Source organism: Hyunsoonleella rubra (assembly GCF_042684665.1).
GTDB classification, from domain to species: Bacteria; Bacteroidota; Bacteroidia; order Flavobacteriales; family Flavobacteriaceae; genus Jejuia; species Jejuia rubra.
In genome coordinates, this window is record NZ_JBHULY010000013.1 from 177,859 (window position 1) to 197,050 (window position 19,192).

Here is a 19,192-nt window from a genome sequence, read left to right on the forward strand (position 1 = left end):
GGAGTTTTAGCTAGAAATTTTTGATATTTGCACCAAATAAACGAAATGAACATTACTCAAACACATCATCATTTTTACATTTGCTCTCAAGCGAAGTAAAAATGTATTGAGTAATATCAACATATATTTTAAACCCGTTTGAGACTCATCAAGCGGGTTTTTTAATTAAAAAGAAATTCCTCGAAACTTTGGTTCGAGGTATCCGTTGAAATTGTCATTCCCATGAAAATGGGAATCTTTTGAGTTGAATGGATAGAAATAAAAGTAGTTATAAAAATGAGTAAATTAAGAATTGCAGTGCAAAAATCGGGTCGCTTAAACGAAGATTCGATGCGAATTTTAAAAGATATCGGAATTTCAATTGACAACGGGAAAGACCAATTAAAGGCTTCGGCTAAAGGATTTCCTGTAGAAGTTTTTTATTTACGAAACGGTGATATTCCTCAGTATTTAAAGGATGGCGTTGTGGATGCGGCCATTATTGGTGAAAATGTATTGATTGAAAAAGGAGAGGGTATTGACGTAGTTGAAAAACTAGGCTTCTCTTCTTGTCGTGTTTGTATCGCTGTGCCTAAATCGGGCAAGTATGAAAGCATTAAAGATTTAGAGGGCAAACGTATTGCGACATCTTATCCAAATACCGTAAAAATGTATTTGGATAAAAATGGCGTAAATGCAAATCTGCACATCATTAATGGTTCAGTTGAAATTGCTCCAAATATTGGTTTAGCGGATGCTATTTGCGATATCGTATCCAGCGGAAGCACACTTTTTAAAAACAATTTAAAAGAGGTAGACACCATTTTAAAGTCTGAAGCGGTTTTAGCGGTTTCGCCTAAAATGGATGAAGAACGAAAGGCAATTTTAGAAACGATTCAATTCAGGATTCAATCGGTTTTAAAAGGGAGACAATCAAAATATATTTTGTTGAATGCCCCAAATGATAAGGTACAGGATATCATCAATATTTTACCAGGAATGAAAAGCCCAACGGTATTGCCTTTAGCAGAAAAAGGTTGGAGTTCGATACACTCTGTTATTAGCAAGAATGAATTCTGGGAAGTCATCGATGAATTAAAGGTAAAAGGGGCTCAAGGTATTTTAGTATGTCCAATAGAGAAAATGGTATTGTAGTGTCATTCAGAGCGAAGCGAAGAATCTCACTAAAAGTAAAAGAAAATGCAAATTATAAAAAACCCAAATAAAAGCGACTGGTCTAAAATTTTAAAAAGACCCACACAAACCGTTGGAGATATTGAGGGTACTGTTAATGCTATTTTCCAAGATGTTTCTGTAAATGGCGATAGTGCTATTCAGCAATATACCAGCAAGTTTGATGGCGTTTATTTGGAATCCAATGTGGTGACTTCTGAAGAAATTGATGAGGCAATTCAGAAAGTACCTCAAAAATTACAGGATGCAATTAAACACGCCAAAGAAAATATTGAAGTCTTTCACAAAGCACAAAAAACACCAAAAGTTGAAATTGAAACTACAAACGGTGTTCAGTGTTGGCAGGAAAAAAGACCAATTCAAAAGGTTGGACTTTATATTCCTGGGGGTACAGCGCCGTTGTTTTCAACAGTATTGATGTTGGCTGTTCCTGCTCAAATCGCAGGTTGTAAGGAAGTTGTATTGTGCTCTCCTCCAAATAAAGAAGGCAAATTGGCATCTGAAATTTTGTTTACGGCTAAATTATGCGGTGTTACCAAAATTATCAAGGTTGGAGGTATTCAAGCCATAGCAGGATTAACTTTTGGAACTGATACTATACCTAAAGTTTATAAAATTTTCGGACCCGGAAATCAATACGTAACGGTTGCAAAACAGTTGGCAACAAAATATGGCGTCGCCATTGACATGCCTGCAGGCCCTAGTGAATTATTAGTGGTAGCAGATGAGTCGGCTAACGCATCATATATCGCTTCAGATTTATTGAGTCAAGCAGAACATGGAACCGATAGTCAAGTAATTTTGGTTTCAACTTCTGAAAGTATTATCGAAGCCGTTGCGCACCAAGTTGAACAGCAATTAGATGTATTACCACGTAAAGCTATTGCAGAAAAAGCTATTTCGAATTCTAAACTGATTTATGTTGAAAATGACACCATAGCTTTGGAGATGATTGACGAATATGGGCCTGAGCACTTCATTATTTGTTGTGAAAATGAAGAACTATATGTTGAGGGCATTAGTAATGCAGGCTCCGTATTTATAGGAGATTACACACCTGAAAGTGCAGGAGATTATGCTTCTGGAACCAATCATACGTTGCCAACTAATGGGTTTTCAAAAGCCTATTCTGGCGTGAATTTGGATAGCTTTATGAAGAGTATGACCTTTCAAAAAATATCAAAAGAAGGTATTTTAAATATTGGTGAAACCATAGAGTTGATGGCTGAAGCTGAGGGCTTACAAGCGCACAAAAATGCGGTAAGCATTCGATTAAAGGATTTGAAATAAAAGTATTGTCAGTTCGAGTGATTTTGATTTTTCATCAAAATTGTATCGAGAACCAATTAATAAACTCAAGATTTAAGAAGTCTAAAGATAAAATGAATATTCAAGACTTAATAAGACCAACCGTTAAGGCGCTTAAACCTTATTCATCCGCAAGAGATGAATACCAAGGTAATAGTGACGATATGGTATTTTTGGATGCGAATGAAAGTCCGTTTGAGAATGGTGTCAATCGTTATCCAGATCCACAACAACGCACGGTGAAATCTTTGCTTTCTGAAATTAAATCCATTCCACAGAAAAAAATTTTGTTAGGTAATGGAAGCGATGAAGTTTTAGATTTGATTTTTAGGGCATTTTGCGAACCCAATCAGGACAACATTATCACGTTGCCACCAACGTATGGGATGTATAGTGTTTTGGCTAATATCAATGCGGTGGCCATTAAAAGTGTGCAACTGGATGATAGGTTCCAACCTAAAGTAGATGAGATTTTAAAAATAGCAGATTCAAATTCAAAATTGTTGTTTTTATGCTCACCAAATAACCCAACAGGTAATAGTTTTGAAGCGAATTCTATTGAAAAATTAATCAAAACATTTAAAGGAATAGTTGTGATTGATGAAGCATATATTGATTTTTCAAATGAAGAAAGTTGGGCTAGTAGATTGAATGAATTTCCAAATTTGATTGTTACGCAAACCTTGTCTAAAGCATACGGAATGGCAGGAATCAGACTAGGTATTTGTTATGCTTCCGAAGAAATAATTTCGGTTTTAAATCGTATTAAACCGCCATATAATGTCAATGAGTTAACGCAACAAAAAGCCATTGCTCAGTTGGAGCAAAATGAATTAACCCAAAAACAGGTTGATGAAATTTTGAAGGAGAGGGACGCCTTGGTAAAGCAATTGCAAAACGTTGACTTTGTATCAAAAATTTATCCAACTGATGCCAATTTTGTTTTGGCTAAAGTCGATGATGCCACAAAACGTTACAATGAGTTGATAAAAAAAGGCATTGTAATTAGAAACAGAACGACTCAACCTGGATGTGAAAATTGTTTACGCTTTACGGTTGGAACGAAGCAAGAGAATGAAATATTGATAAAGGCGTTAAAAGAATTAAAATGATTTGTCATTCCGCACTTGATGCGGAATCCATATAAATTTGAATAACATTAAATAGATTCCTGCTTTCGCAGGAATGACAAAAGATGAAAAAAGTACTATTTATAGACAGAGACGGCACTTTGGTTTTGGAGCCACCAGTAGATTATCAATTGGATAGTTTGGAAAAATTAGAATTTTACCCTAGAGTATTTCAATACATGGCTAAAATTGCTAGTGAATTGGATTATGAATTGGTTATGGTTACGAATCAAGATGGTTTGGGCACCGATTCCTTTCCGGAAGACACCTTTTGGCCTGCTCAGAATAAAATTATTGACGCATTTAAGAAAGAAGGAGTTGAGTTTTCTGCGATTCATATTGATAAAACCTTTCCGCACGAAAATGCTGAAACCCGAAAACCAAGAACAGGTTTGTTAACTCAGTATTTTTCAGAAGACTATGATTTGGAGAATTCGTTAGTGTTAGGCGATAGAATTACGGATATGGAGTTGGCTAAAAACCTTGGCGCAAAGGGTATTTATTTATCTGAAGATCCAGAATTAGGTGCTGACGAAATTGAAAGTTCAAAACAAGATATTTTAGATTGTATAGCCCTGGTCAGCACAGATTGGAAAGAAATATATGAGTTTTTAAAACTTAAAGATAGGGTCGCGGAAATTACTAGAAACACAAACGAAACTCAGATTTATATTAAACTGAATTTGGATGGTTCTGGCAAAAATGACATTGATACAGGTTTGTCGTTTTTCGATCATATGTTGGATCAAATTGGACGTCATGGCGCTATGGATTTAACTATTAAAGTGAATGGCGATTTAGAAGTTGACGAACACCATACTATTGAAGATACTATGATTGCTTTAGGTGAATTATTCAATAAAACGCTAGGGAATAAATTAGGTATTGAACGTTACGGTTTTTGTTTACCAATGGATGATTGTTTAGCACAAGTAGCTGTAGATTTTGGCGGAAGAAATTGGCTGGAGTGGGATGCAGAATTTAAACGTGAAAAAATAGGCGATATGCCCACAGAAATGTTTTTTCACTTGTTTAAATCATTTACCGATGGTGCCAAATGTAATTTGAATGTAAAAGCAGAAGGTGCCAATGAACACCATAAAATTGAAGGCATCTTTAAAGCCTTTGCCAAAGCGATAAAAATGGCAGTAAAAAGAGATGCTAACAAGATGTTTTTACCGAGTACAAAAGGAATGTTATAGCCCCAGCTAAACTCCTCAAAAGGGTAGGAAAAAAATAAATTAATGAATAACGATATAGATAAGAGTAAGAGTTCCTCTCCTTCGGGGAGGCTAGGAGGGGCTTCTGTTGTGATAATAGATTATGGTGCTGGAAACATTAAAAGTATTCAATTTGCCTTTAATCGTTTAGGGTATGATGCGATTTTATCTAATAACCCTGAAGAAATTCAATCAGCAGATAAAGTCATTTTTCCAGGGGTTGGAGAGGCAAGCTCTGCAATGAAAATGTTAAAGGAAAGTGGATTAGATAAATTAATTCCAAGTTTAAAGCAACCAGTTTTAGGCATCTGTTTAGGCATGCAGTTGATGTGTTTACATACCGAAGAAAATGATACCGAAGGTTTGGGTATTTTCCAAACGAATGTAAAACGCTTTTCAAATGAAGTGAAAGTGCCTCAAATGGGTTGGAACGTCATTAAGAATTTGAAATCTGATTTGTTTAAAGGTATTAAAGAGAACGAACACATGTATCTCGTTCATAGCTATTATGCTGAGCACTGTAATGAAACCATTGCAAAAACGGATTATGGGATTAATTATGCTTCGGCCTTACAACACGAAAATTTTTATGGCACACAATTTCATCCCGAGAAGAGTGGAAATGAAGGAGCCAAAATATTGAAGAACTTTATAAATATGTAGGTGTTGGCCTTTGGCCTTTAGCTTTTAGCTAATGGCCAACTGCTAATAGCTAAAAGCTAGAAAAATGAGAATCATACCAGCTATAGACATCATAGAAGGAAAATGCGTCCGCCTCACCAAAGGCGATTACGACACTAAAAAAGTATATAACGAAAACCCTTTGGAGGTTGCCAAGATGTTTGAAGGTGCAGGCATTGAATATTTACATTTGGTGGATTTGGACGGCGCAAAGGCCAAGCACATAGTCAACTATAAAGTTTTAGAGCAAATTGCCTCAAAGACAATGTTAAAAATTGATTTCGGCGGTGGCTTAAAAGCGGACGAAGATCTGCACATTGCCTTTAATTCTGGTGCCAAACAGATTACAGGTGGGAGTATTGCAGTGAAAGACCCCAAAACGTTTAGCGGTTGGATCGAAAAATATGGCAGTGAAAAAATCATTTTGGGAGCGGATAGCAATGCCGGAAAGATAGCCATTAGTGGATGGCAGGAAGATAGCAATGAAGATTTGATTCCGTTTATTAAAGGTTATCAAAAAAAAGGCATCAAATATGTCATTTGTACGGATATTTCGAAAGATGGTATGTTGGAAGGACCTGCTGTGGAATTGTACAAGGACATCATTGCCGAATGCAGTAATAAAAGCGGACAATCCATCAAATTAATTGCGTCTGGAGGAATTTCAACGATTGAGGAATTGCCGATATTGAAGGAAATAGGTTGCGAGGGTGTGATTATCGGAAAGGCTATTTATGAAAATAGAATTAGCCTTTATCAACTGGAAAAATTTTTATAGGACATGTTGACAAAGCGAATTATTCCATGTTTAGATATCAAAAACGGACGCACCGTTAAGGGCGTCAATTTCGTGGATTTACGAGATGCTGGAGACCCAGTGGAATTGGCAAAGCAGTACGCCGATTATGGTGCAGATGAATTGGTGTTTTTGGATATCACCGCAACACTTGAAGCTCGGGCAACAACTCTTGAAATGGTATTGCATGTGGCGGAGCAGGTGAATATCCCATTCACAGTTGGGGGCGGGATTTCTTCTGTAGAACATGTGGATGCCTTATTGAAAAATGGAGCGGATAAGGTTTCGATTAATTCCTCCGCCGTTAAACGACCGGAACTGGTAAATGAATTGGCGGATAAATTCGGGAGCCAATGTGTTGTTGTGGCCATTGATGCCAAGCAGGTAGATGGTAATTGGAAAGTGCATTTAGCTGGAGGTACCATCCCAACGGAGATTGATTTGTTCGAATGGGCCAAAGAAGTTGAAGAACGCGGTGCTGGCGAGATTTTGTTCACTTCAATGAACCATGATGGTACAAAAGCAGGTTTTGCAAATAAAGCTTTAGCCAAACTATCGGAAATATTGAACATTCCAATTATTGCCTCGGGTGGTGCGGGGAATGTACAGCATTTTGTGGACACTTTTAAAGAAGGGAAATCGGATGCCGCATTGGCCGCAAGCGTATTTCACTTTGGTGAGATTCCGATTCCAGATTTAAAGAAAGAATTAAAAGAACATAATATTGAAGTACGTATTTAGTCAAATGCGTTCTGTCATTCCGCACCTGATGCGGAATCCATGTAAATCTAAATAACAATAATTAGATTCCGCGTCAGGCGCGGAATGACAAGAAAATATGAATAACGAAACATATCCGGGTTTAATTTCTCCCCCTTGGGGGGAGTTAGAGGGGGCTTTAGTCCCAGCCATCATTCAAGATGCCACAACAAAGAACGTATTGATGTTGGGCTACATGAACGAAGAAGCATATCAAAAAACATTAGAAACCAATAAAGTGACTTTTTTCAGTAGAAGCAAACAACGCCTTTGGACAAAAGGTGAGGAAAGTGGTAACTTTTTAAATCTGGTTGACATCAAGAATGACTGCGACAAGGATACCCTGTTAATCCAAGTTAATCCAGTTGGCCCAACCTGCCATACGGGTACGGATACCTGCTGGAAAGAAGAAAACACCTCTAATTTTGGGTTCTTTTCAACCTTAGAGAATGTAATTGCAGAACGTGTTGCCTATAAGGACACTGCCAAATCTTACGTAGCGAGTTTGTTTTCAAAAGGCATCAATAAAGTGGCCCAAAAAGTAGGAGAGGAGGCTGTGGAAACCGTTATTGAGGCGATGGACAACAACGACGAATTGTTCCTATACGAATCCGCAGATTTATTGTTCCACTATTTGATGTTGCTTCAGGCCAAAGGTTTTACTTTAAAAGATATCGAGGCCGAATTAAAAGGTAGGCATAAATAAAATGCAATTTCAACCCAAAAAGTATTACTATCTCATACACTTCCAATATTTAGGCTATCGCTTTCACGGGTGGCAAAAGCAACCTAATTTAAAAACCCTGCACTTGATGGTGGACCGCACCTTAAATTATATCCTCGAAGGGAAATATTTTAAGACATTGGTTTCAGGAAGAACAGATGCCATGGTGTCTGCCGAAAGCGCCACGTTCGAATTGTTTTTACAGCATGAGTTGGAAGATGAGAGTGCGTTTTTAGAGTTGTTCAATTACAACTTACCACAGGATATTCGAGCCTTAAGCATCAAAGAAGTAGATGCGGAATTCAATATTATCCAGCATTCCAAAATCAAGGAATATCTCTATCTATTTACTTTTGGTGAGAAGTGCCATCCGTTTTGTGCACCCATTATGACGACCATTTTGGATGACTTGGATATCGATATCATGAAACAAGGCGCCAAACTATTTGAGGGCGAAAATTATTTATGGAGTTACTGTTACAAACCCACCGAAAATGGTATTTACACCCGAAACATCCAAAAATGTGAATTGGTGGAAAATGATGTTTACAAAGCCAACTATTTTCCCGAAAAATCCTATTTGCTAAGAGTAAAAGGCAAAGGCTTTATGCGCAATCAAATCCGTTTGATGATGGGAACGTTGATTGATTTGGGAAAAGGAAAACTAACACTTCAAGACATCAAAAACAGTCTCGTACCAGATAGTAAAATCAAGATGGATTATATTGCGCCCGCTTCTGGGTTGATTTTGAATTCAATTGAGTTTACAGGTCCATCTTAATCTCCCCAAAGGGGAGAAACACATTCCTAGAAAATAATTTAGAGTTAGAGTGGAATTCCTCCCCTTTGGGGAGGCTAGGAGGGGCTTCCGTTTGAGTGGGTTGCGTTAGGGATAGAAGTGGCATCCTTTTGCTTTTTGAAATCGGGGATTGGAATTTTGCAAATTGTAACGATTCCTTCCCAATAGCTATCGGGATTCGCAGGAATGACAGAAAGCAAAAGATATAACGGATAGCCCGACCCTTGTGGTAACGCCCAAGTTATTCTTAAAATCCTTTAACATTTTATTGGCGTATTAACTTAAAATTATGTTAATGCCCGCGCTTAATGGTTAAACCCTGTTAAAGGGCTTGACAAAACTGCTATTTCCTATAAGTTGTTAGTGAGTTTAATTAATAAAAAACACAAGAAATGAGCTATTTAAACATGAATGATGAAGAGTTAATACCTGTGGTGGTTGAATTGAATGTTTTATTAGCGGACTACCACGTGTATTATCAAAAATTAAGAAGTAAACATTGGAACATCATCGGGAAGAATTTTTTCGATCTGCATGAGCAATTTGAAGATATGTACAATGATGCAAAAGTTAAAATCGACGAAATTGCCGAACGTGTTTTAACATTGCGTTACCACCCGATGAGTAAGTTGGAAGATTACTTAAAAACCTCGAGTATTTTAGAGGATGCACCGATGAAAACCGATGAGGATATGGTGATTGAAACCCTAAAAGACCACAAGCTACTGTTGGTGCAAATGGGGAAAGTGATCGAAAAGGCCGAGGCGATTTCTGATGAAGGTACTATCGATTTGATGGGAGCATACATACGAGAACTTGAAAAGACAAGTTGGATGCTAAATGCCTGGACGAAAAAGACTTCGGGGAGTTTAAAGGAAACTGTTGTTGAGGCTTAATTGCTGTATAGATTGAACCTAAGAAAACAATATTAACCTTTAAAATCGAATGAAAATGAAAGAAACAATGTCTACGGCATTTAACAATTTAATAGAAAAACTTCAAGGTTGGGTAAGTGCCATAATAGAAAATATACCAAATTTAATTCTAGCCGTAGTGGTGATGGTAGCATCCTACTTTGTGGCAAGATATACCAGAAAGCTAATTTTAAAGCTAGTTGAAAAACGGGTACCCCAAAAATCCATTGCTAACATAATTGCCAAAATTTCGGCAGTAGTTGTTGTTGTGGCGGGACTGTTTTTGGCCTTGGGAATTATGAACCTAAGTAAAATGCTAACCTCCTTATTGGCAGGTGCTGGTGTTGCAGGTTTAGCTATTGGTTTAGCATTGCAAGGTACATTATCTAACACTTTTGCTGGTGTAGTAATTTCGTTTAGAAAACGTATACAATTAGGCAATTGGGTAGAAACCAATGGCTATTCTGGAGAGGTAATTGATGTGAATTTGAAAGAATTTGTTTTAAAAGAAGCCGATAATAATATTGTGGTGATTCCTAATAAAATGATTCTTGAAAACCCATTGAAGAACTATTCCTTGACCACACGAATGCGAGTGTTTTTAGAGTGTGGCGTGGGCTACGAATCTGATTTGGAAGAAGTGGAGCGTTTAACCAAAGAGGTGATTGCCAATACTTTCAATCAGGTGGAAAGCCCCGAAAATGTCGAGTTTTATTATACCGAATTTGGTGATAGTTCCATTAATTATCTATGTAGATTTTGGATTGATGCCGAAAGTATGCTAGAGAAGTTAAAGGCCAAAACCAAGGCTATCATTGAGATTAAAAAAGCTTACGATAAAGCAGGAATCAATATTCCGTTCCCAATCCGCACATTGGAATTTAACAACAAGTTATCTTTTGATGATGCCGTTATGGAAAACCAATTCTCTAATAACTAGAGTAGATGTATCGATTCCGATAGATCATTAAGTTCAATTATTTAATACCAAAAACTATGTTACGCTGGACGATAACATTTGTAATCATTGCATTAATTGCGGGAGTACTAGGTTTTGGTGGCATTGCAGGAGCATCTGCAGGCATTGCAAAAATATGTTTCTACATATTCATCATACTATTTGTATTCTCACTTTTGAAAGGATTACTGAAAAAATAGAAAACCATTAATTAACCATTAAAATTTAAAATCATGAAAAAAGTCATATTAGCATTAGCCTTATTATTTACAGTATCAACTGCATTTACAAGCTGTAGAGAGAAGAAACCTAAAGATAAAATTGAAGAGGCAGTGGAAGAAGTAAAAGATGAAGTTGGCGATGCTGTTGAAGAAGTTGAAGATGAAATTGATGACGCTACCCACTAATATTAAGTCAGTCAGTTTAAAGATTAAGATAGAAGTTTAACCATTAAAAATGAAAACAATGAAAAATTACATATATATGTTGGCCATATTAATTTGTGGACCAGCAATGGCTCAAGAAAAGCCAACGGAAATTATGAAAGAAACCACCGTAAAAGAAGTCAAATATAAAGACGGCGATACTACCAAAGAAGGTAAAATAAAAGTGGTTACCAAGGAAACGGCAAACGTAAAATTAGATGCGGACGATAAGCATAAGTTAAATCAAGACAGGGTGCCTGCCACCAAAAAGGTGCAGACAACAATTATGATTGACAATGATGCAGATACTGCTTACGATGTGTTGACCAAGGAAACCTACTTTATAAGCGAGGAAAAAGACTATAAGTTCAGTCCGAATAAATCAGGGTTTATGATAGCCTTAACGGATGATAAAAACGAGTTTGTTGAAATTGGAAAAGCTTGGAATACACACACTCCTGGAAGCTATATTGTAAGGGGTGAAACCTATAACGGTATTGGCTACTTTGAAGGTGATACTTTTGTGGTGGAGTACTACGATGAAACGTCTGAAAGTATTAAAACCATCAAGTATAATAAAAAGCAAGTGGAAATGTAATACATATTTCGTGTTAAGATAATTACAAAGTCTCGGGGTAACCCGGGACTTTTTGTATTTTAGAAGATATTTAATTTTAAGATTCAAAAATGAGCGTCACTGTACCAAAATCCGTTTTCCCATTTTTCAAAAAACTAGAGAAAAATAACAACCGCGATTGGTTTAATGAAAACAAACCAGAGTTTAAGGCCATTGAAGCCGAAGTAAAACAGTTTTACAATGCCATTTTTGAAAATCTGAATAAGCACGACGAGATTGATAAGTTGAAAATTTTTAGAATTTATCGCGATGTGCGTTTTTCTAAAAACAAGTTGCCTTATAAAACCCATTTCGGAGGGTCGTTTCACCGTACCAAACCACGATTAAGAGGCGGTTACTATTTGCACATTCAGCCAAATAATGAAAGTTTTATTGCCACGGGATTTTGGGAACCTGCACCTGCGGATTTGTTGCGAATCCGAAAAGAATTTGAAATGGACGATGCTGAAATACGGGATATTTTAGCGGATAAAAAGTTCAACTCGATTTGGGGAGAGACCTTTGTGGGAGACGAAGTGAAAACCGCGCCCAAAGGTTTTAGTAAAGAACATAAAGCGATTGATCTCATTAAAAAGAAGCAATACATCTTCACAAAAAAATATACGGATAAAGAAGTGTTGGATGCTGGTTTTTTACAAGAAGTGGATAGCTCATTTAAAGCCATCCGCCCATTTTTTGATTATATGAGCGATGTGTTAACTACGGATTTGAATGGGGTGTCTTTGATTGATTAATATTTTTGTCTTTGACACCAATTTCGCGAATTTACGCGAATAGCTAAGACATAACAATTAGTGCTAATTAGTGAAATTCGTGTCTTATCAAACCACCGCCAACAATTCAGGCCTCTCAAACATCTGAATATGACTAATCAAACGTTGCTTTACGATATTCATCATGCGTTTGTTTAATGCCGAAGAGTTTTGGATGTAAATCTCGTAATCCTCAACCGTAAACAAGCCAATAATCATTCCTTTCATGGAGTTACGCAATTTCATATCTTTTTGAACAGCGTTTTCAATATAATCTATCCGCTTTTCAATGGATAAATCATAAAATACCAATTTGTGTTTTTGGATGTAATTTTTAAACACAGCAACTAACAAATCGTTTTGAAATTTGATGATGGGGCGCAATACCAAATTCTGAAAACGCTCGTCAGCACTCATGCTGTCATTGATGGTTGTGCTTAAAATTTCAGGTCTGATACTTTTTAGGTGGGATTGTCTTGAGTCCATGTGAAGTAGATTTCGACTTAAAATTATCGAAATATAAACTTGGAGTATTAACAATCCCGTTGGAGTTATTAACTGTGTTATTAACAAATGGTTAAAAAGCCTTTTGGATAAATTAGGTTAACTTGTAAGCAACTTGAAAATAAACGACGAAACACGAAAATAGAACCAACATAAAAATCTAACACAATGAAACGTACCTTAAAATTTTCTTTCTCAATCAGTTTGATAACATTACTTTTCACGGGCAATTCAGACTTAAATGCGCAAGTATATGCCGATGAAACCTCTAAGTCATTAATAGACGCCATGGTCGAAGTCAATGGAGGCTATCAAAAATTGGCCAGCAAAAAGGACATCCAATTCAAATATGTTTACGATAATTACGACGCCGGAAAAGACGTATCCTTAGAGCGCCATATTATTGATGGTGAACACTCTTGGGCGCAGTATAATACACACCAAAGGAATGTTCTGCCAAAGCAAAAAGGTGTTGCTCAACAGGCTTTGGTAGACGGAAAACCCATGCTGACATTTGATGGAAAGTCAATAACCGATGAGAAAGCCTTGGGCGGTACCGTATTCCTAAGAAAGGTAAATTTTTATTGGTTCACGATGATGTACAAATTGCAGGACCCTGGCACTAACTATAAATATTTAGGCACAGAAGAGGCCAATGGCATTACCTACGACAAAGTGAGTTTAACCTACGACGCGGATATCACCAAAAAAGAAAAGAACGACGAATATATTTTGTACTTCAATCCCGAAACCCATTTGGTGGATTGGTTTTATTTTTCCCTCCCGGATTGGGGCATTAACGACCCCATTCTTAAAATGACATTGGAATACGAGATTATCGACGGCTTGCATGTTTCAACAGTAAGGAAATCTTTTGTACCCAACGAAAAAGGGGAATATCACGATAACGGTACCTATACGTTTAGCGAAATCAAGTTTAATAATGGTTTTAGAAAGGAAGATTTTATTTTAAAATAATCTTTGAGCCTTACTAAAATGAAAAGACTCTTTTTTTAAGAGTCTTTTTTTATGAATTAATATCTTTACTTAAAAAATTAAAAACATGAAATTCGGAAGCGTCGATAACCCTGAAGGCATCGATTTTAACTTACCAGCAGATCCACCAAAAACAAAAGACGTTTTAAACAAAGTGAAGGGCGACAATGTGCCAGAAATCTATGTGGGGTGTGCCAAATGGAATAGGGCAGACCTCAAAGGGTTTTACCCCAGAGGCACAAAAGATGAGTTGGGGTATTATTCCTCGCAATTCAATTCTATTGAGCTAAACGCCACTTTTTACCGTATTTTTCCTGCGGAACAATTTTCAACTTGGTACGATAAAACACCTGACGGTTTTAAGTTCTTTCCAAAATTAAATCAGGAAATCAGTCATTGGAAACGTTTGAATGACACCAATGAAGTTGTTCAGCATTATCTTTACAACGCTTCAAACTTGAAAGAAAAATTGGGAACCGTATTCCTGCAAATGCACAATAATTTTGCGCCCAAGGATTTTGATAGAGTGGTCAACTTCGTTGAAAATTGGCCTAAAGAAGTGCCTTTGGCAGTGGAGTTTAGGCATACTAATTGGTATAACGACGAGGCTATTGCTAAGGATTTGTATCAATTATTGGAAGACAACAATATTTCCAACGTGATTGTGGATACGGCTGGAAGACGGGATTTAATGCACATGCGGTTGACCAATTCTACAGCTTTTGTACGCTACGTTGGTGCAAATCATGCAACGGATTATACGAGATTGGACGATTGGGTGGAACGCTTAAAAAGTTGGATGGAGCAAGGTATTAAGGAAATAGATTTCTTTATCCACCAAAATATTGAAAAAGAGTCGCCCCTGCTATCCGCCTATTTCATTAAAAAACTCAATTCAGAATTGGGCTATTCACTTAAGGTTCCTAATGAAGAGGACGAGCAAAACTTACTATTTTAAAACGCAAAAATTATTTAAATGAGATTTCATACACGCAAATGGATTAAACCAGAAGATTTAAACGCAAACGGCACCCTTTTTGGAGGGAGGCTTTTGGAATGGATTGATGAAGAAGCCGCTCTTTACAGCATTGTTCAGTTAGAAAACCAAAAGGTGGTTACAAAATATATTAGCGAAATCGATTTTAAGGCTTCAGCAAAACAAGGAGATGTCATAGAAATTGGGATAAAAGCCGTGAAATTCGGTAAAGCCTCCCTTACTTTGAGTTGTGAGGTGAGAAATATGATGACAAGGGAAACGATTATCACTATTTCCAATATAGTAATGGTAAATGTTGGGCAAGACGGTAAGCCTTTGCCTCATGGCAAAACTGAGGTGGAATTTGTGAAAGATAGATTATAACAGAGCACTTTGATTTTGCATTGAAAATTATAACTAAATTTTCTGTTTTTTTGCATTAAATTCAATTAATATGGACTTACTTGTATTTTTTGTAAAAATAAAATAACAATACGGTCTAAACTTTCGATTAAATGTAATTAAGTATAACTTTGTAGCCCGCTATAACTTTTGGGGCTACATTGTATTCACTTTTTGTTGGTTATAGCATCATAAAACCTTTATTAATTATGAGTAAGACATTGTTTGACAAGGTGTGGGATTCTCACGTTGTTAGAAAAATAGAAGATGGACCGGACGTGTTTTTTATAGACCGTCATTTTATACACGAAGTAACGAGTCCAGTTGCTTTTGTTGGATTAAAAAGTCGTGGAATTGGGGTAATGTATCCGGAGCGTACGTTCGCTACTGCCGACCATAACACTCCGACTTGGAATCAGCATTTGCCTGTTGCAGATCCTTTATCTGCAAACCAGTTGGAAGCATTGGCCAATAACGCAGCTGAATATGGTATTTCGCACTGGGGATTAGGCCACAGAAACAATGGTATTGTTCATATCGTAGGCCCTGAAAATGGGATTACGTTACCAGGTTCAACTATTGTTTGTGGAGATTCGCATACGTCAACGCATGGTGCTTTTGGTGCTATTGCATTTGGTATCGGTACCTCAGAGGTTGAAATGGTGCTATCTACACAGTGTATCATGCAACCCAAGCCAAAGAAAATGAGAATAAATGTCAACGGGAAATTAGGGTTTGGTGTCACTCCTAAAGACGTGGCATTATATATTATTTCTCAACAAACTACCTCAGGAGCAACAGGCTATTTTGTAGAATATGCAGGTGAAGTTTTTGAAAATATGTCCATGGAAGGCCGTATGACAGTGTGCAACCTTTCTATTGAAATGGGAGCCCGTGGCGGTATGGTTGCGCCAGATGCAAAGACTTTTGAATACATCAAAGGTAGAAAGCATACGCCAAAAGGTGCTGATTGGGATAAGGCCATGGAATATTGGAAGACGCTTAAAACTGATGATGATGCCGTATTTGATTTAGAATTCAACTATGACGCTGCCGATATTGAACCGATGATTACCTATGGTACCAATCCTGGAATGGGTATTGGTGTTACCGAATCGATTCCAATGGCCGAAAACGTACAAGGTGCGGTAGCTACTTACAAAAAGTCATTAGGCTACATGAAGTTTGAAGAGGGTGATGACATGATTGGCAAGCAAGTGGACTATGTATTCTTGGGATCTTGTACTAACGGACGAATTGAGGATTTCAGAGCATTTTGTTCTATTGTTGAAGGCCGTCAAAAAGCAGATAACATTACGGCTTGGTTAGTACCTGGGTCGCATAAAGTTGTGGATCAGATCAAAGAAGAAGGTTTAGATAAAATTTTAGAAGCTTCTGGATTTGTGTTAAGAGAACCTGGTTGTTCAGCGTGTTTGGCAATGAACGATGATAAAGTACCTGCTGGGAAATTGGCTGTATCTACATCAAATAGAAACTTTGAGGGACGTCAAGGTCCAGGATCAAGAACTTTATTGGCATCACCGCTTGTGGCCGCTGCCACAGCAGTTTCAGGTGTTGTTACAGACCCAAGAACTTTGTTAGAAGTAACTGCCTAAATAGGCTATTCGCTTTTGGCGTTTGGCCATTAGCACAAAAAGTATAATTATTAGTTGCCAATAGCCAATAGCTAAAGGCCAAAAGCATAAAAAACATGGCTTACGATAAATTTGAAGTATTAACAAGTACAGCATATCCACTACCAATTGAGAACGTAGATACGGATCAAATCATACCAGCACGTTTCTTAAAAGCAACTGAGCGTAAAGGTTTTGGAGATAACTTTTTTCGTGATTGGAGATATGATTCAGAAGGAAATCCGATTGCTGATTTTCCTTTGAATGATGCGAAATACGCAGGTTCTAAGATTTTAGTAGGAGGAAAGAACTTTGGTTCTGGGTCTTCTAGAGAGCACGCGGCCTGGTCCGTTTATGATTTTGGATTACGTTGTGTGATTTCATCTTTCTTTGCAGATATTTTTAGAAATAACTGCTTAAATATTGGCGTATTGCCTGTGCAGGTTTCGGCTGATTTTGCTCAAAAATTGTTTGATGCTATTGAAGCGGATCCGAAGACGGAAATAAAAGTAGACTTACCTAGTCAGACCGTAACATTATTGTCAACTGGTGAATCTGAATCCTTTGATATCAATGGATACAAAAAAGGTAATATGTTGAATGGTTTTGATGATATAGATTACCTTCAAAATATGAAGGATGAGGTAAAGGCTTTTGCCGAAACAAGACCATTTTAGTCATAAAAAAATATAAGCATAAAAACCTGAATTGTCAGACTGAGCGCAGTCGAAGTCTAGTTTCAGGTTCTTTTGTTTAAAGTTAATAGATTTGTGAGATTTTGAAATAAGACTTCGGTTGACTTTTCAGAATTGGAGATAAAGGATACGATTTAACCTTTGATGGCTACGAAACGAATAGAAATAATGGATACGACATTGCGTGACGGGGAGCAAACCTCTTCCGTGTCGTTTTCTGCTTCTGAAAAATTGACCATTGCCAAACTTTTATTGGAAGAATTAAAGGTAGACCGCATTGAAGTAGCTTCTGCCAGAGTTTCGGAGGGGGAGTTTCAGGCAGTAAAGGATATCACCGATTGGGCTTCCGAATATGGCTATTTAGACAAAGTTGAGGTATTAACATTTGTGGATGATGGTGTTTCTATTTCATGGATGGAAGAAGCTGGAGCAAAAGCTCAAAATCTGTTAACCAAAGGCTCATTAAACCATTTGACTCACCAACTTAAAAAGACTCCTAATCAGCACTTTAAGGAGGTTGAGGGGGTTATAAAATTGGCGACAGAAAAAGGGTTTATTACCAATGTGTATTTGGAGGACTGGAGCAATGGCATGCGAAATTCCAAAGCCTATGTGTATGAGTTTTTAGAGTTTTTGAGTAAGCAAAAGGTTGCAAGAATTATGTTGCCTGACACCTTGGGTGTGCTTACACCAAAGGAGTCGTTTGATTTTGTTAAGGAGATTAAGGAAAAATATCCAGATTTACATTTTGACTTTCACGCCCACAACGATTATGATCTTGGAGTCGCTAATGCTGTTGAGGGTTTGAAAGCTGGTGCGGATGGTTTGCACCTTACTGTGAATGGGATGGGAGAACGTGCTGGAAATGCGCCAATGTCCAGTACAATAGCTGTTATTAATGACTTTATGCCCGATATTAATATAGGGGTGAATGAAAAAGTATTGTACACCGTAAGCAAACTCGTTGAAAACTTTTCAGGGGTCATGATTCCAGCTAATAAACCAATTATCGGGGCAAATGTATTCACCCAAACTGCGGGAATCCACGCTGATGGTGATAATAAAAAAAACCTGTATTTCAGTGATTTAATGCCCGAGCGTTTTGGAAGAAAACGACAGTACGCGTTAGGGAAGGCCTCGGGTAAAGCCAATATTCAAAAGAACTTGCACCAATTGGGATTACAATTGAATGACGAGGATCTGAAAAAAGTAACCCAGCGTATTATTGAACTTGGTGATAAAAAGCAGGTGGTGACCAAGGAGGATTTGCCATATATCATTTCGGATGTTTTGGACCAAACCTATGAGGAAAAGGTTAGGGTAAACTCCTATGTTTTGACGCATTCCAAAGGACTGAAACCTTCTACGACGGTATCGATTACTATTGAAGAAGATACATTTGAGGAGAATGCGCAAGGAGATGGTCAGTTTGATGCCTTTATGAATGCCATACGTACGGTGTTTAAAAAGAAAAAAACCGTATTGCCGGATTTGATCGATTATGCAGTTCGGATTCCACCAGGTAGCCGTTCTGATGCATTGTGTGAAACGATTATTACTTGGAAGTATCCCGAAAAGGAATTTAAAACCCGTGGCCTGGATAGTGACCAAACGGTTTCGGCCATCAAGGCCACGGAAAAGATGCTGAACATTATAGTAGGTTAGAAGCAGGAAGTAGGAAGTGGTAAGCATGAAGTAAGGAGTTTGAA

At 37.4% G+C, this 19,192-nt stretch carries 22 protein-coding genes; 21 read left to right on the forward strand and 1 reads right to left on the reverse strand.

Translation table 11 applies throughout. The features are described from left to right. The first annotated feature begins 276 nt into the window (after window positions 1–276). The 15 genes from hisG (at window position 277) to ACFSR8_RS07285 (ending at window position 12,258) form a co-directional block, all read left to right on the forward strand. The gene (hisG, locus tag ACFSR8_RS07215; protein ID WP_380290517.1) at window positions 277–1,134 is read left to right on the forward strand and encodes an ATP phosphoribosyltransferase; all 858 of its coding nucleotides are present in this window, start codon (window positions 277–279) and stop codon (window positions 1,132–1,134) included. 45 nt (window positions 1,135–1,179) lie between these two features. Then, window positions 1,180–2,463 (forward strand): histidinol dehydrogenase, encoded by a 1,284-nt coding sequence (gene hisD / locus ACFSR8_RS07220; protein ID WP_380290519.1) that lies wholly within the window; start codon window positions 1,180–1,182, stop codon window positions 2,461–2,463. 92 nt (window positions 2,464–2,555) lie between these two features. Then, window positions 2,556–3,593, forward strand: coding sequence for a histidinol-phosphate transaminase (gene hisC, locus ACFSR8_RS07225; RefSeq protein WP_380290521.1), 1,038 nt, complete (start codon window positions 2,556–2,558; stop codon window positions 3,591–3,593). Window positions 3,594–3,676: 83 nt separating this feature from the next. Then, window positions 3,677–4,813, forward strand: coding sequence for a bifunctional histidinol-phosphatase/imidazoleglycerol-phosphate dehydratase HisB (gene hisB / locus ACFSR8_RS07230; protein WP_380290523.1), 1,137 nt, complete (start codon window positions 3,677–3,679; stop codon window positions 4,811–4,813). A 42-nt stretch (window positions 4,814–4,855) separates the two neighbouring features. Then, window positions 4,856–5,494, forward strand: coding sequence for an imidazole glycerol phosphate synthase subunit HisH (hisH, locus tag ACFSR8_RS07235; RefSeq protein ID WP_380290525.1), 639 nt, complete (start codon window positions 4,856–4,858; stop codon window positions 5,492–5,494). Window positions 5,495–5,558: 64 nt separating this feature from the next. Then, entirely contained in the window at window positions 5,559–6,290 is a 732-nt protein-coding gene (hisA, locus tag ACFSR8_RS07240) for a 1-(5-phosphoribosyl)-5-[(5-phosphoribosylamino)methylideneamino]imidazole-4-carboxamide isomerase (protein ID WP_380290527.1), read from the forward strand. Between the two features lie 3 nt (window positions 6,291–6,293). Beyond that, window positions 6,294–7,049, forward strand: a complete 756-nt coding sequence (hisF, locus tag ACFSR8_RS07245) for an imidazole glycerol phosphate synthase subunit HisF (RefSeq protein WP_380290529.1) — start codon at window positions 6,294–6,296, stop codon at window positions 7,047–7,049. A 97-nt stretch (window positions 7,050–7,146) separates the two neighbouring features. Beyond that, window positions 7,147–7,773, forward strand: a complete 627-nt coding sequence (hisIE, locus tag ACFSR8_RS07250; protein WP_380290531.1) for a bifunctional phosphoribosyl-AMP cyclohydrolase/phosphoribosyl-ATP diphosphatase HisIE — start codon at window positions 7,147–7,149, stop codon at window positions 7,771–7,773. A gap of 1 nt (window position 7,774) precedes the next feature. Beyond that, window positions 7,775–8,572 carry a tRNA pseudouridine(38-40) synthase TruA gene (locus ACFSR8_RS07255; protein WP_380290533.1) on the forward strand — a complete coding sequence of 266 codons (798 nt, stop codon included), beginning with the start codon at window positions 7,775–7,777 and terminating at the stop codon, window positions 8,570–8,572. Between the two features lie 410 nt (window positions 8,573–8,982). Beyond that, window positions 8,983–9,486, forward strand: a complete 504-nt coding sequence (locus ACFSR8_RS07260; protein ID WP_380290535.1) for a Dps family protein — start codon at window positions 8,983–8,985, stop codon at window positions 9,484–9,486. A 55-nt stretch (window positions 9,487–9,541) separates the two neighbouring features. Next, the gene (locus ACFSR8_RS07265; protein ID WP_380290537.1) at window positions 9,542–10,444 is read left to right on the forward strand and encodes a mechanosensitive ion channel family protein; all 903 of its coding nucleotides are present in this window, start codon (window positions 9,542–9,544) and stop codon (window positions 10,442–10,444) included. A 56-nt stretch (window positions 10,445–10,500) separates the two neighbouring features. Further along, the gene (locus tag ACFSR8_RS07270) at window positions 10,501–10,662 is read left to right on the forward strand and encodes a DUF1328 domain-containing protein (RefSeq protein ID WP_380290539.1); all 162 of its coding nucleotides are present in this window, start codon (window positions 10,501–10,503) and stop codon (window positions 10,660–10,662) included. Between the two features lie 33 nt (window positions 10,663–10,695). Beyond that, the gene (locus ACFSR8_RS07275) at window positions 10,696–10,869 is read left to right on the forward strand and encodes a hypothetical protein (RefSeq protein WP_186562285.1); all 174 of its coding nucleotides are present in this window, start codon (window positions 10,696–10,698) and stop codon (window positions 10,867–10,869) included. A 58-nt stretch (window positions 10,870–10,927) separates the two neighbouring features. Beyond that, window positions 10,928–11,485, forward strand: coding sequence for a hypothetical protein (locus tag ACFSR8_RS07280; protein ID WP_380290541.1), 558 nt, complete (start codon window positions 10,928–10,930; stop codon window positions 11,483–11,485). Window positions 11,486–11,574: 89 nt separating this feature from the next. Further along, window positions 11,575–12,258 (forward strand): DUF2461 domain-containing protein, encoded by a 684-nt coding sequence (locus ACFSR8_RS07285; RefSeq protein WP_380290543.1) that lies wholly within the window; start codon window positions 11,575–11,577, stop codon window positions 12,256–12,258. 87 nt (window positions 12,259–12,345) lie between these two features. Here ACFSR8_RS07285 and ACFSR8_RS07290 read toward each other — a convergent pair whose 3' ends face one another. Beyond that, window positions 12,346–12,762, reverse strand: a complete 417-nt coding sequence (locus ACFSR8_RS07290) for a glyoxalase (protein ID WP_380290545.1) — start codon at window positions 12,760–12,762, stop codon at window positions 12,346–12,348. 186 nt (window positions 12,763–12,948) lie between these two features. Between ACFSR8_RS07290 and ACFSR8_RS07295 the strand changes: the two genes are divergently transcribed. From ACFSR8_RS07295 to ACFSR8_RS07320, 6 genes are all read left to right on the forward strand, one after another. Next, window positions 12,949–13,758, forward strand: coding sequence for a hypothetical protein (locus tag ACFSR8_RS07295; RefSeq protein WP_380290547.1), 810 nt, complete (start codon window positions 12,949–12,951; stop codon window positions 13,756–13,758). 85 nt (window positions 13,759–13,843) lie between these two features. Further along, window positions 13,844–14,734 carry a DUF72 domain-containing protein gene (locus ACFSR8_RS07300; RefSeq protein ID WP_380290549.1) on the forward strand — a complete coding sequence of 297 codons (891 nt, stop codon included), beginning with the start codon at window positions 13,844–13,846 and terminating at the stop codon, window positions 14,732–14,734. Between the two features lie 18 nt (window positions 14,735–14,752). Further along, entirely contained in the window at window positions 14,753–15,136 is a 384-nt protein-coding gene (locus ACFSR8_RS07305; protein ID WP_186562272.1) for an acyl-CoA thioesterase, read from the forward strand. A gap of 227 nt (window positions 15,137–15,363) precedes the next feature. Next, a complete protein-coding gene (leuC, locus tag ACFSR8_RS07310) occupies window positions 15,364–16,770 on the forward strand; it encodes a 3-isopropylmalate dehydratase large subunit (protein ID WP_380290551.1) in 1,407 nt (468 codons plus the stop codon). Between the two features lie 95 nt (window positions 16,771–16,865). Next, window positions 16,866–17,465, forward strand: coding sequence for a 3-isopropylmalate dehydratase small subunit (gene leuD / locus ACFSR8_RS07315; protein ID WP_380290553.1), 600 nt, complete (start codon window positions 16,866–16,868; stop codon window positions 17,463–17,465). A gap of 162 nt (window positions 17,466–17,627) precedes the next feature. Then, the gene (locus tag ACFSR8_RS07320; protein WP_380290554.1) at window positions 17,628–19,148 is read left to right on the forward strand and encodes an alpha-isopropylmalate synthase regulatory domain-containing protein; all 1,521 of its coding nucleotides are present in this window, start codon (window positions 17,628–17,630) and stop codon (window positions 19,146–19,148) included. The last annotated feature ends 44 nt before the right edge of the window (window positions 19,149–19,192 follow it).